This is a genomic window from Halobacillus sp. B23F22_5, assembly GCF_043497085.1.
Taxonomy (GTDB): domain Bacteria; phylum Bacillota; class Bacilli; order Bacillales; family Halobacillaceae; genus Thalassobacillus.
Window position 1 is genome coordinate 314,158 of the sequence record NZ_JBIEKI010000001.1, and the last position, 13,229, is coordinate 327,386.

Annotated in this window: 13 protein-coding genes; 8 read left to right on the plus strand and 5 right to left on the minus strand. The window is 43.4% G+C overall.

The window, feature by feature from the left end; genetic code table 11:
• Positions 1–297: 297 nt before the first annotated feature.
• On the plus strand, positions 298–1,128 hold the full coding sequence (locus ACGTN9_RS01550) for an STAS domain-containing protein (RefSeq protein ID WP_499589849.1): 831 nt from the start codon (positions 298–300) through the stop codon (positions 1,126–1,128).
• Between the two features lie 86 nt (positions 1,129–1,214).
• Here ACGTN9_RS01550 and ACGTN9_RS01555 read toward each other — a convergent pair whose 3' ends face one another.
• Positions 1,215–1,925 carry a nucleotidyltransferase domain-containing protein gene (locus ACGTN9_RS01555; protein WP_499589851.1) on the minus strand — a complete coding sequence of 237 codons (711 nt, stop codon included), beginning with the start codon at positions 1,923–1,925 and terminating at the stop codon, positions 1,215–1,217.
• 142 nt (positions 1,926–2,067) lie between these two features.
• Between ACGTN9_RS01555 and ACGTN9_RS01560 the strand changes: the two genes are divergently transcribed.
• The 3 genes from ACGTN9_RS01560 to ACGTN9_RS01570 all read left to right on the plus strand — a co-directional run bounded on the left by ACGTN9_RS01560 (position 2,068) and on the right by ACGTN9_RS01570 (position 4,923).
• A complete protein-coding gene (locus tag ACGTN9_RS01560) occupies positions 2,068–2,955 on the plus strand; it encodes a vanadium-dependent haloperoxidase (protein ID WP_499589853.1) in 888 nt (295 codons plus the stop codon).
• A gap of 781 nt (positions 2,956–3,736) precedes the next feature.
• On the plus strand, positions 3,737–4,756 hold the full coding sequence (locus ACGTN9_RS01565) for an AimR family lysis-lysogeny pheromone receptor (RefSeq protein WP_499589855.1): 1,020 nt from the start codon (positions 3,737–3,739) through the stop codon (positions 4,754–4,756).
• 14 nt (positions 4,757–4,770) lie between these two features.
• Entirely contained in the window at positions 4,771–4,923 is a 153-nt protein-coding gene (locus ACGTN9_RS01570) for a hypothetical protein (RefSeq protein ID WP_499589857.1), read from the plus strand.
• 112 nt (positions 4,924–5,035) lie between these two features.
• On the opposite strand, the gene ACGTN9_RS01575 is transcribed toward ACGTN9_RS01570, so the two are convergent.
• Complete coding sequence (locus tag ACGTN9_RS01575; RefSeq protein WP_499589859.1) at positions 5,036–6,208, minus strand: pyridoxal phosphate-dependent aminotransferase; 1,173 nt, start codon at positions 6,206–6,208, stop codon at positions 5,036–5,038.
• Between the two features lie 112 nt (positions 6,209–6,320).
• On the opposite strand from ACGTN9_RS01575, the gene ACGTN9_RS01580 reads away from it, so the two are divergent.
• Both ACGTN9_RS01580 and ACGTN9_RS01585 read left to right on the plus strand, forming a co-directional pair.
• Complete coding sequence (locus tag ACGTN9_RS01580; RefSeq protein ID WP_499589861.1) at positions 6,321–7,103, plus strand: carbon-nitrogen family hydrolase; 783 nt, start codon at positions 6,321–6,323, stop codon at positions 7,101–7,103.
• A gap of 141 nt (positions 7,104–7,244) precedes the next feature.
• A complete protein-coding gene (locus ACGTN9_RS01585; RefSeq protein ID WP_499589863.1) occupies positions 7,245–8,678 on the plus strand; it encodes a PAS domain S-box protein in 1,434 nt (477 codons plus the stop codon).
• 84 nt (positions 8,679–8,762) lie between these two features.
• Here the strand turns inward: ACGTN9_RS01585 and ACGTN9_RS01590 are convergent, their stop codons facing one another.
• Positions 8,763–8,942, minus strand: a complete 180-nt coding sequence (locus ACGTN9_RS01590) for an H-type small acid-soluble spore protein (RefSeq protein WP_499589865.1) — start codon at positions 8,940–8,942, stop codon at positions 8,763–8,765.
• 197 nt (positions 8,943–9,139) lie between these two features.
• Between ACGTN9_RS01590 and hutP the strand changes: the two genes are divergently transcribed.
• On the plus strand, positions 9,140–9,577 hold the full coding sequence (hutP, locus tag ACGTN9_RS01595; protein ID WP_499589867.1) for a histidine utilization transcription antiterminator HutP: 438 nt from the start codon (positions 9,140–9,142) through the stop codon (positions 9,575–9,577).
• Positions 9,578–9,673: 96 nt separating this feature from the next.
• Positions 9,674–11,194, plus strand: coding sequence for a histidine ammonia-lyase (gene hutH, locus ACGTN9_RS01600; protein WP_499589869.1), 1,521 nt, complete (start codon positions 9,674–9,676; stop codon positions 11,192–11,194).
• Positions 11,195–11,247: 53 nt separating this feature from the next.
• Here the strand turns inward: hutH and ACGTN9_RS01605 are convergent, their stop codons facing one another.
• Together ACGTN9_RS01605 and adh are read right to left on the minus strand one after the other, a co-directional pair.
• Positions 11,248–11,616: a DUF779 domain-containing protein gene (locus ACGTN9_RS01605; protein ID WP_093042577.1), complete on the minus strand. Its 369-nt coding sequence runs from the start codon at positions 11,614–11,616 to the stop codon at positions 11,248–11,250.
• A gap of 33 nt (positions 11,617–11,649) precedes the next feature.
• Positions 11,650–13,170 (minus strand): aldehyde dehydrogenase, encoded by a 1,521-nt coding sequence (adh, locus tag ACGTN9_RS01610; protein ID WP_093042579.1) that lies wholly within the window; start codon positions 13,168–13,170, stop codon positions 11,650–11,652.
• Positions 13,171–13,229: the final 59 nt, after the last annotated feature.

The window sequence follows — 13,229 nt, forward strand, 5'->3', positions numbered from 1 at the left end:
CCCAATCATTGGCAACAAAAGCTATTGAGACACCTACAGGATACATGAGTATGCCTAGAAGAGGGCTTTTCTTATAGAGATAAATGAGTATTACCCAGGGAATAAGCATGCCCAACAGAACATTTGTCCACATAGCCACACCTCTTTTTCTCTTAGTGTATCCATGATTACAGCTAATCATTTAATAACGAAGCTTTAATTTGGTAAAATAGTTTATGTTAATACTATAGATGTATTGTTAATATATATTTCCAAATAATATAAAGCTAAGCTCTAACATAAAAAGGAGGGTTTTGCATGGGTTTGAGGTATAAAGAAGGTCAAGGAATCACAGACTTCATCACAGCCAATCATGATAAGTTCGAAGAGAACCTATTAAACGAAGCTGTCAATGTAAGAGATGAAATTCAAGGTATTATGGTGAAAGGTAATATCGATTTATTGCAAAATGCACATAAACTGACCCTGCACGTTGTCAGGCAGGAAGACGAAGAAGTAATAGCTTTTGCTAAACAGGAAGGGGTCATATGGGCAAAACATTCGCTGACACTCTCATTCAAACTGGAATGGGTACAGGCGATCCGGAGAACGATATGGAACTTCCTCTATGAATACGAACGATTGAGTGAAACGCCTGCAAATCGAGAGGCATTTTATCAATTGGAGGAACGAATCAACGACCAGATCGATAAATTCCTCAATTGGTTCTTCCTTAGCTTTTCCGAATATAAAGATAAACTGCTCGAATCTCAAAAAAGATTAGTGAAGAATCTTTCAGTACCGATTATTCCCATACAATCCAATGTCTGCATTCTTCCTTTAATTGGAGAAATCGATGAAGAACGTTATCAAACGATTGAGGAAAAGGTGCTCATAGAAGTAGGGAGATTACATATTCAAACATTGATTATCGACCTCTCTGGTGTGGCTGAAATGGAGAAGGAAATTAGCCATTACTTGATGAAAATGTTAGATGGCATCTCTATGATGGGCTGTAAGTCTGTCATTACAGGAATGAGCGCAGCCATTGTAAGAAATATGATCGATGGGGAAATTGACTTTGGAGATAAGGCTGAAATTAAAGGGAATTTGCAGCAGGCTCTGGAGGACTACCTTGTAAAACCCTGATGCATGATTGATGAACTGCCACGCCCAACTATCGGGCGTGGCAGTTTTATTCAAGAGGAAGGTTATTTCTTATACACCGTTTGCATTCATAAATTTTCTTCCCGATAATCAGAAAACTTTTCACCGCCGAAGGCTTTGAGTTGTTCGTGCACAAGATCGCAGAAACCCTCTTTTTCCTTTTTGACGATAAAGGTTTCAAGTGCTGCTGTTACTCGCCCAGCTAACTCAGGATCAAAGCTTCTGAGTGCTCTGGCATACCATTTCCCCCATCCAATCCACTGTTTATTCCCCCTGAGAATGAGTTCAGATAAGCAACTGATCAGCTCATGTACAATAAAGACCTCTTCTTCAAAATTGGCAGCACTTCTAAAGTCGGATAACAAATCGGTGATCGTGTAGCGTGCATGATCAATTTGCTGCTGCGTCCAGGCGGAAGGACCTTCCTTGTAAATTCGCTGGGCTTCGTCTTTAATTTCCTTCCCTTTTTGTTTATCACCGGTAATCTGTTTACCTTCTGCGCACATCTTCACCAGGGTCGGAAGTCCTTTGTATTTTGCCGCTTCAAAGTGAATACTGACGGAGCTGGGATGATAAAGGAAGGCTTCTATCTTCCATCCCTCATATACGTGGCATTCTAATGACGAAGAGGGCTCCTTATTGTCAATGATAACAAGGTCAATGTCTGATTCTGATGTAATGTTCCCATCGACGGTACTCCCTCCGATAAATACAACCTGCGCATCGGGAAAGTAGTTTTCAATGAACCGGGAAGCAGTCTGAGTTATAAAATTGTCCACTTTCCATCCCCTCCTTTAACTGTGTTTATGTTATTCGTCTAAAAAAAAAGCGTTAATCCACATAATTCAGGAAGAACGCCTATATTCATTGCAGAATATTACATAACCTGATTATAAGAACAGAAGAATCGAGGTGAAATGGATGACGAAAAATAATTCCTATCCATTATGGACAGATCTTCCTTATGCGGGGGAAGATTATCCTCCTGAGAAGGGGGTTGAGCCTTATGCTGGTTCCTGGAACACTTATTTTTTACGAAAAGGGGAAGATGGCTTTGCAACATTAGATGGGAGATCGGTTCAATTTGCGATCGAACAACCGGAGCAAATCCGGTGGTACCGTCAGTTGAAAATGGTGAAACGTACCCTGGCTAACCTTACAGAAGAAGAAAAGATTATTGCTAAGTATTGGGGTTCCGGACCACCTTCTAAACAATGGACTCCTATTGCCGACCGCCTGATTGACACTTATAACGTAGAAGCGCCACGAGCCGGCAGGATTTTAGGGGCTTTGTTTGCTGGCCTGAATGATGCTCTGGCAGTCACCTGGTATTTGAAATATAAGTGGCTTGTCGCCCGGCCGAATCAGCTTGATGACCAACTTGCGACAGTTATTTGTACTCCGGAACATCCAACGTACCCTTCCGGTCATGCAACAGTATCAGGAGCTGCTGAAGTGATTCTGTCTTATTTCTTTCCAGCTGAAGAAAGACGACTCCGTCAGCTGGCTGAAGAAGACGCTAAATCTCGTCTTTATGCAGGGGTGCATTTTCCAGTGGATAATGATCAAGGATTAATGCTGGGTCGTCAAATTGGCAACATTGTAGTGGAACAACTTAGAAAGGAACGAGACAGTCAAGGAAGGAAAATTGACACTCCTTATCGAGAGAACAGGCATGCTTCGCTGGTTCCTCCACCATATGAACAGGCCATACCTTTTGAATATGACCCGAATTGTAATTCTTTACTAATAGATGACAAGAGCACAGATCGAGAGGTGAACACATCATCTCCTAAACTATTTATCTAGTTGAAGAGGGTAGCCAATACTACCCTCTTTTTTTGATATATCACAAATGCCTTATTCAACTAAAGGGATATAAAGTCGAAGACTTGATTCCGAGATGTTTGGGGAATAACGGTCCGGTGGGGAACGACTCCCTTTCCGCGGGCATGCGCTGAGCCTCCTCAGACTTCGTCTTCCGGGGTCTCACCTGTCATTTTCATCCCGCAGGAGTCTCGCCGTTCCCCCCGGACCTTGCCATAGGAAATTCTCGAAATCATATTTGTGTAAATCATCCTATGATAATTTTGAAAGTAGGCTTTACACTTTTAATAAATAGCTCAAGATGAAGATTTCAACTACACACACGAGGGGTCCGTTTATTACAAAACTGGCTGGATGGGAAGGGAAACGGCGAGACTCCCGCGGGAGAAGGGGCTAGGCAAGATCCCACAGGGCTTTAGCCCGAGGAAGCTTGCCAGGTCCCCCGCAGGAAAGCGAGTCGTTTCACGAACCATCCCATTACTCTTACGGTAACGGGCCCCGCTATCTCGAAACTGAGTATTTAGCAATCGGGAGCTTAACTGTAACATCGATACTGATTTAATAGAGCTTTCGTTCTATTAAATGGAACTTATCAAGGAATCATTATATAATAGATATATCAAATAATTCTGTAAACTATTGGATCTTTATGGAGTCCGGATAAGAAACCCTGCTTCGTTGATGTGAAAAAGGATAGGTAGATATAGATGCTATTGTCTGATTTTTCTTTCAACAAAAATCATTCAGAGTAGAAGGTGTGAAAGTGGAAGACTATCAAGTAATTGAACCCAGCCGTATTGACCGTTTGAAAATGACTGTCCCTTCCAGTATTTACAATATCTATCATCATTTGCTTAAAAAGCACTCCCGGCAGCAGGCAGCAGACCTGACCAAAAATTATTGCATGCATGCCAATTTTCCACCGGAAGAACAGGTCGTCGCATTAGAATTTTTATATATGAATGGTTTTTTTGAAGAAGTTCAGGTGCTGCTGGAAACGGGAAAAATAACAGCACCTTATGATCTTTTTTATCGACTGCTATATAAAAGGAAATTTGGATGGCCTATGTCCAGGCAGGAAGTACGAAGATTGAGGAATTGGAAACAGGATCAAGCTGCGGCAGAGACATTACGTTTATTTATGCTTGTTTACCATCATTATGATAGCAAGCAGTTTGGAAGCCTGGATAATTATATCGATGATATCTATATGGCGATGCATTACATCGATAAACCGCTGGTTAAGTATTATTTTCAGCTTCGTTTTGATGAATTGATGTTTCAACATCACTGGAAATCAAACATGGGGATGATCGCAAAAAAATATGCCTACAGGGTTATTAATTCAACGTTGTCTTCAGAAAAACAATCCGGTATGTATCATCACCTTGCATTGATAGAAGTATTCGATGACTATAGTTCAGCAATGCATTATTTGGATACCTCCATACAGATTGCAGAAGACAGCAAGTTGACCTCCTCTCTTTACGAATTGAGAGAAAGATCATTACCATTTATTGCTGCTTTCCATCGTAAAACAGAGGGTGTCAAAACAATTGATCCAGTGGAAGCGGCCCATCTGGCAATCGCCGAGGGAAGAATGAAGGAAGCTGAAGAATTCTTATCATCTCTCTCATCTTTGACTCCTTTCCAGGAAACCTATTTAGGAGTAGCACGTAATGATCGGTTGTTGCTTAATAGAGCCTATCAACGCTTCAAAAATGAGTATGGAGATCACTTTTTTGCCCGCTTGCCTTACTATTATTTAAAATATTTGAAATGAAAAGAGGTAAAGTAATGAAAAAGCTAATGGTACTTGCTTTACTACTTTCATTGTTTAGCACTATTGGCGTGGTGGACAACCCTGAAAGTGACGTCCTGCTCCATATGGATAGTAAAGTAATGGTAAACCATGATCCGGGAGACGGTGGTATGGGAAGCTGGAAATAAAAAAAGCAGCACAATTTGCTACTTTTTTTATTATATAGGAAATTTTAATAGTCAATGATTAGCATCCAGCTCTATAAGTGTGAGCAAGGCGATTGCGCCTTTGGTTTGAAATCTAAAAGATATTCAGTTTTTTTATACGTTCCAAGGCTTCCTGGATACGTTCTTTTTCCAGCACCAGTCCTACTCGAATATATCCTTCTCCGTGCTCTCCGAAGCCGATGCCCGGGGCGACCAATATTTTTGCTTCTTCAAGCAGCATGTCGGCAAATGAAGCAGATGTATACCCTTCTGGTACTTTCAGCCATGCAAAAAATGATCCTTCCGGTGCTGCTACATTCCAGCCGATTTCCCGCGCTCCTTCGACCAGCGCTTTCCGTCTGTCCTCATAAAGCTCCACGAGCTCATCGACACCTTCCTGAGAGGAGGTCAATGCCTCGGCAGCGGCATCCTGAACAGCTCCAAATATACTGCAATAAAAGTGATCCTGGATAATGTTGATTGCTTCTATAACGGAAGGATTACCTACGGCAAAAGCGATCCGCCAGCCTGCCATGTTATAGGTTTTTGACATCGTATAAATTTCGATTCCAATATCTTTGGCGCCAGGACGTTCCAGGTAACTTACCGGTTTGTTACCATCGAAACCGATCGCTCCATAAGCAAAATCGTGTACGACACATAGATCATTTTCTTCAGCAAATTCAATGGTTTTATCAAAAAATTCCTCGGAAGCCATTGCGCCAGTCGGGTTGTTTGGGTAATTGAGCAACAACATCTTTGAGGCTTTTTTCACGTCCTCTGGAATATCGTCATAAACCGGCAGGAAGTTATTTTTTTCTAATAATGGCATCTTGTGCATCGGGACATTAGCCATGGCTGGACCGGACCAGTAATCTGGATAACCGGGATCCGGGACGAGCATTGTTTCACCGGGGTTCATAAGGGAAAGTGGAAGCTCGACAAGACCGGCTTTTGCACCGAACAATAAAGCCACTTCGGTATCCGGGTCGATATCGACCCCGTATTCACGCTGGTAGAATTCAGCGACAGCATTTAACAAGTTCTTCTTGCCTCGGAATGGCGGGTATTTATGGTTTTCTATTTCTTCTGAAGCCTCCTGCAGCCGTTTGATTACATGAGGAGGAGTAGGTTTGTCAGGGCTTCCCTGTCCCAGGTTGATGACATCGTGCCCTTCTGCAACCGCTTTTTCCATACGGTTAGCTAAAACAGCAAAAAATTGTTCCGGCAATTGCTTTAACATATCAGAATGAGGGAAAGTTTTCATAATAGATGAGCCATCCTTTAACATGAATTTTCTTAAACTTCTTTCAATTTAATGGTTAAAATGGTATAACGAAAATTAACATTTGTAAAGGAATGAATGGGGGATGATAGTGATGAAATGGAAGGTAGCATGTCTACAGATGGATATTGCTTATGGAGATCCGGAGAAAAATTATAAGGAAGCAGAAAAATGGATAGCAAACGCGGCATCCGAGGCTAATGTGGTAGTGTTGCCAGAAATGTGGACCACTGGGTACGATTTGACTCGTCTGGATGAAATTGCTGACAAAGAAGCCAGACGTTCAATTGAATTTTTACAAGAACAAGCGGTTAAACATCGGGTTCATTTAATTGGAGGATCTGTCGCCAATGAAGAAGGGGACGGGGTCCGGAATACATTGCTGATTGTGGATCGCAACGGTCAGCTTATCCATAAATACAGCAAACTGCATTTATTCCAGCTGATGGATGAACATCTCTACCTGGAAGCAGGGAAAGATGAAAGTGGCTTTGAATTGGATGGGGAATCTGTAGCCGGGTTCATCTGTTATGATCTCCGCTTTCCAGAATGGATGAGTAAGCCTGTCCAACAGGGAGCAAAAGCATTGTTCGTGGTAGCGGAGTGGCCAGCTCCTCGTGTCAATCATTGGCGTGTACTGCTCCAGGCAAGAGCGATTGAGAATCAATGCTATGTGGTTGCCTGCAATAGGATCGGTGCCGATCCTAAAAATAAGTTTGCCGGTCATTCGATGATCATTGACCCTTGGGGGGGGATCATAGCCGAAGGAGGAGACGAAGAGGAAATTGTGACTGGTGAAGTTGATTTGAGTGAAGTAGAAGAAATAAGGAAAAGAATTCCTATTTTCGATGATCGGAGACCAAAACGATATAGATAATACAGGAGAAAGCTGGCTTGGAAAGATTACTCCAAGCCGGCTTTTTTAAAAAAATCGTGTGAGTTTTTTACTATTCTTACAGGAATTTCATATCGAATCGTTTATAATGATGATAATACATTTTATAAGGGGTTTCTTCTCATGTTGGATAAAATAGAAACGCAAGGGGCATTCATGAATGCTTTTAACCAGGCGTTCATAGGTATGGCAATTGTAAATATGGATGGAAACTTTATGATGGTAAATCGATCGTTCTGTAAGATATTGGGCTTTACGGAAGAAGAACTATTGCAAAAGAATGTTATGGATTTGACACCGCCTGAGGATTTCAAATTGGTAGCTTGTCAATTCCAGCGGCTGGCCGAGGAAGAAATAGAAGCTTTTGAAATAGTAAAGCGTTGTTATACAAATAATGGTGGAATGATATGGGGCCGGCTAAGTATTTCTGTTTACAAGGATGAATCGAAGGAATCTCATCTGATCATCCAGCTGCAGGATATCACTGAACGGAAGCTGGAAGAAGAAGAACTTATGATCCGGGAAAGGGAATTCCGTAAACTGGTGGAAGGTGCTCCTGATGCTATGGCAATTCATGACGCGGAGCAGATCTTATATATCAATCAGGCAGCTACAGAGACATTAGGGGTCAAGGCGGAAGATGTCATCGGTCAGCCATTATCCGATTTCATTTTTAAAGAAGACTGGTTATGGTACCGGGGAAAGTTAGTCGAAGCTCTAGAAAATGGGGAAGTGGGCGGGATTTTTGATATTCGGCTTGTCTTACCCTCCGGGGAAACAATGGATGTTTCGAGTACTGGATCTATCATCGAATACCAGGGAAGAAAAGCGATGCAAGCCGTTTTCCGGAATAATTCAGCTCAAAAAGAGTTTGAGACGAAAAGCAACTATTTGCTTCAGCAGTATGAAAAAATGAACCTTGTCGGTGAGCTCGCAGCGGGTATCGCCCATGAAATCAAAAATCCTTTGACGATATTGAAAGGGTTCATTCAATTACTCGACATCAGTAAGCATAAGCATGAGCATACGCAATATGAAAGCCTTATGTTCTCAGAGATAGATCGTATCCACCTGATGGTCAATGAATTTCTTACGCTGGCCAAGCCTTCTGAAGAAGATATGAAGCCTATTGATCTCCATGTCGCCCTCAAACAGACGATCAGTTTGATGCATGCCCATGCAGCAAGTAATAAGGTTACGATTCAATTTGAAGAAAATACCTCCTTACCTTTGGTCCATGGGATTGAAAATAAATTGAAACAAGCATTTATAAATATTATAAAAAATGCCATTGAAGCGATGCATGAAGGCGGGCGTCTTCGTATCATAATCGATCAATGTAAGGACAAAATGAAAATTAGCTTTGCGGATGAAGGATGCGGGATGACAGAAGAAGAGCTAAGGAAAATTACCACCCCATTTTTCACTACGAAGTCGGATGGCACAGGCCTTGGAATGATGATTACAAATAATATTGTCGAGAGTCACAACGGGAAATTGATGGTTGAAAGTAAAGTTGGCGCAGGTACAACCATAGCTATCGCCTTTCCTTTATAACAAGTCAGTAGAATAAGCGGGTACCTTTCAGGAGGACCCGCTTTTTTCATCCCATCAACTTAACACCTTAAGTGGCCGATGTATTTACTGTTCCTGCAACCCTCGTAGACCTACTTCCATTTCTTCCTCTGGACTATCTAATGGATAAATTCTTGCTGTTTCATTTTTTTCATCCACATGCTGGATATAAATCGGCACGCCATTATATGTGACGTCAATCATAGTAGGTGCTTCTGTTATTTCTATTGCTCGATGTGTTTGCATAGTTCCACCTCAACTTATTTTTCATTAGTTTGATTACCTAATGGAAATTTATGCAGATTTGAATAATCTCACCAATCGTTTAACACGCTACCTTACTAAAATTTCCAATTAGTGATTGACAGACATTTTAGAAAACGATTACAATTAAAGTAGCTATTAGTGACTAGAAAAGTTTACAAAAGAAATTTGGTGTACCTATGAGTCAACGGGTAAAAATCGGTAAGTTAGCTGTGCTGCTTGCAACGCTTGATGAGGAGGAGCTTTCCCCTTTTGAAACACAATTGGAGGATGTGGAGTTCTGCCTCGGCCGTGCCGGGTCAATGAACATGCAAAAAGTGATTTCGGCTGTAGAAACGGCTGCAAAGCGGCAACAGATCATATCCGAGGAAGTGTACCGGGAAACGCATTCACTTTACCATGCCATCCTGGAAGCATTAGAGGGTGTAACCAGAGGGCAGATAGCCATCGGTGATATGATGCGTACAGTTGGTTTGAAGTTCGCTGTGGTAAGGGGTAAACCTTATGACCGTAATGGAGAAGGAGAATGGATCGCCGTTGCTTTTTACGGTACGATCGGAGCACCTGTGAAAGGGCTCGAGCACGAAACGATGGGCTTAGGAATCAATCATATATAAGAACGTTGCCTAAAGTAATCAGTTGATAGGAGGCGACATTGGCTTTCATATGCCATTGTCGTCTCCTTTTTCATATTCAAAAAAGGAGTGAGGATGATGGTAGAGTTAAATGGAAAATCATTAACTATAAGTGATATCAAGCGTGTCTGTATAGATGGGGAAGAAGTCAGCATTTCAGAAGATAGTTTAAAAGCTGTCCGAAAGGGACGGAAGGCTGTCGAAAAAATTGTCGAGGAACACCGCACGGTTTATGGGATTAATACCGGTTTTGGAAAATTCAGTGATGTATCGATTGAAGAAGGGGATGTCAATGAGCTGCAGCTGCACTTGATACGGTCGCATGCCTGTGGCGTGGGAGATCCATTCCCCGAAGTCGTAGCACGTGCCATGGTATTGCTGCGGTTGAATACGTTGCTAAAAGGGTTTTCAGGTGTGAGAGAAGTAGTGGTGAAGCGGCTCTGCCAGCTCGTGAACGAAAGAGTTCATCCTGTCATCCCAAGCCAGGGATCACTGGGTGCTTCAGGTGATTTAGCACCGCTGTCTCACTTGGCACTTGTATTGATCGGGGAAGGCCGTGTTTATTTTCAAGGAAAAGAAATGCCGGCTGCAGAGGCCCTGGAAACAATCGGGTTAGCACCAATAAAGCTTAAAGCGAAGGAAGGGCTGGCACTCATCAATGGTACGCAGGCGATGACCGCGATGGGAGCGATCAATATTATTGAAGCGGAACGACTGGCTATGCAAAGTGAATGGATTGCAGCCATGACGATGGAAGGATTGCATGGCATCATGGATGCCTTCCACCCTGCCATTCATGAGGCGCGTGGCTATCGTGAACAGGTGGACGTTGCTGCACGAATGAGAAGGCTGCTGGCTGATAGTAATTTGACCACAAGGCAAGGGGAGAAAAGGGTGCAGGATGCTTATTCGATCCGTTGCATTCCACAAGTCCATGGAGCTTCCTGGCAAAGTCTTGCCTATGTCCATGACAAGTTGGAAATAGAAGCGAATGCCGCGACGGATAATCCATTAATTTTTGAAGATGGAGGAGTGGTCGTCTCTGGCGGGAATTTTCACGGGCAGCCGATTGCGCTGGCGATGGATTTCATGAAAGTAGCTGTGGCAGAATTGGCAAATATCTCAGAACGCAGGGTGGAGCGGCTTGTTAACCCACAGCTGAATGACCTGCCGCCTTTTTTAAGTCCGAATCCAGGCTTGCAGTCCGGGGCGATGATTATGCAATATTCAGCTGCATCGCTCGTTTCGGAAAACAAGACACTTGCCCATCCGGCAAGCGTCGATTCGATTCCTTCTTCTGCTAATCAGGAAGATCATGTCAGTATGGGAACAATCGCTGCGCGTCATGCGTATCAGATCATCGCTAATTTACGCCGTGTCCTTGCGGTTGAACTGATTTGTGCCATGCAGGCGGTCGAACACAGGGGAGTGGAGCACATGGCTGCTGCAACCAGAGATTTGTATGAGGAAGTACGGACTTTCATTCCATCGATTGAGGAAGACCGAGTGTTTGCTAATGATATTGAACGCCTGGCTGTCTGGTTAAAAGAGGGCGATTTTGTCTGGGATTTAACCTCCCAAACTGTTCCTACTAATTAATGGCTAAAAAGAAAACAGGCAAGCTGATATCAGCTTGCCTGCTATTTGTGCGCTTAGAGTGCTCCTTCTGATTTAAGCTCCTGGTATTCCTCATCTGTAAAAGCGCGGGAACGGCTCAGAAACCTTTTGCCTTCCACACCTTCCAGTGAAAACATACCTCCACGGCCATCTACCACGTCAATGATCAACTGTGTGTGTTTCCAGTATTCATATTGTTGCTTATTGATGTAAAATGGCGTGTCGCCAATTTTACCAAGCAGCACATCCTGAGCTCCGATGATCAGGTCCCCATCCGGATAGCACATCGGGGAACTGCCATCACAGCAGCCGCCCGATTGATGGAACATAAGCGGACCATGTTTTTCTTTCAGTTTTTCGATCAGCTGGAGAGCGGAATCTGTTGCCACTACGCGTTCAACCATCGTATTCACGCTCCTTTTCAAAATCGCTTGATTTTAGAAAAAGCCAAGTTTCTTTGGACTGTAGCTGACCAGCAGGTTTTTCGTTTGCTGATAATGACTGAGCATCATCTTATGGTTCTCACGGCCGACACCTGACATTTTATAACCACCGAAAGCTGCATGAGCAGGATAGGCATGGTAGCAGTTGGTCCATACCCGGCCAGCTTCAATACCACGGCCGAAACGGTAGGCAGTATTCATATCTCTTGACCAGACACCAGCACCAAGTCCATACAAGGTGTCATTGGCAATTTCCATCGCTTCGTCCTGGTCTTTGAACGTGGTTACAGAAAGTACCGGACCGAAGATTTCTTCCTGGAAAATACGCATCTTGTTATTTCCTTTGAAGACGGTAGGCTGGATATAGTACCCTTCTGCTAAATCGCCTTCCAGTTTATTGCGCTCACCGCCAACGAGGCATTCCGCCCCTTCTTCCTTACCAATCTGCAGGTAGGATTGGATTTTTTCCATCTGTTCAGAAGAAGCCTGGGCCCCCATAGCCACTTCCGGATCAAGCGGGTTGCCGATTTTAATTTGTTTGACCCGCTCAATTGCACGCTCCATGAACTCATCATAAATGGACTCCTGAATTAACGCGCGGGAAGGACAGGTACAAACCTCACCCTGGTTAAGAGCGAACATGACCAAACCTTCAATTGCTTTATCAAAGAAATCATCATCTTCACGCATGATATCTTCGAAGAAAATATTCGGTGATTTACCGCCAAGCTCTAGCGTTACCGGAATAATGTTCTGTGAAGCATATTGCATAATCATACGGCCTGTCGTCGTTTCACCTGTAAAGGCGACTTTGTTGATACGCGGGTTGGAGGCAAGCGGTTTACCGGCTTCCAGACCGAACCCGTTTACAATATTCACAACCCCTGGTGGGAGCAGATCTTCAATCATTTCAAAGAAATACAGGATGGACACCGGCGTTTGTTCAGCAGGCTTAAGCACAACAGCGTTTCCAGCTGCCAAAGCGGGTGCCAGCTTCCAAGTTGCCATCAATAACGGGAAGTTCCACGGAATAATTTGTCCTACGACACCTAACGGTTCGTGGAAATGGTAAGCAACCGTATCTCCGTCAATTTCACCAATTGATCCTTCCTGGGAACGAATGACGGAAGCGAAGTAACGGAAGTGGTCAACAGCAAGTGGGATGTCGGCATTCAATGTCTCACGCACGGCTTTACCGTTTTCCCAGGTTTCAGCTACCGCAAGCTTTTCGAGATTTTCCTCCATACGGTCAGCAATGCGGTTGAGAATCAATGAACGCTCTGTTACCGAGGTCTTACCCCAGGAATCCTTCGCTGCGTGGGCAGCATCCAGCGCTAACTCGACGTCTTCTTCTGTCGATCTTGCAACCTCGCAGAAGGCTTGTCCAGTTACGGGTGTGACATTTTCAAAGTATTGTCCTTTGACAGGTGCTGTCCATTTACCTCCTATGTAGTTATCATATTTTTTCTTGAATTCTACTATCGATCCTTCTGTGTTTGGAAATGCATAAACCATCTTAATTGATTCCTCCATTTCAATAGGTCAATTTTTGTAACCGTTTACAAAAAATCTGA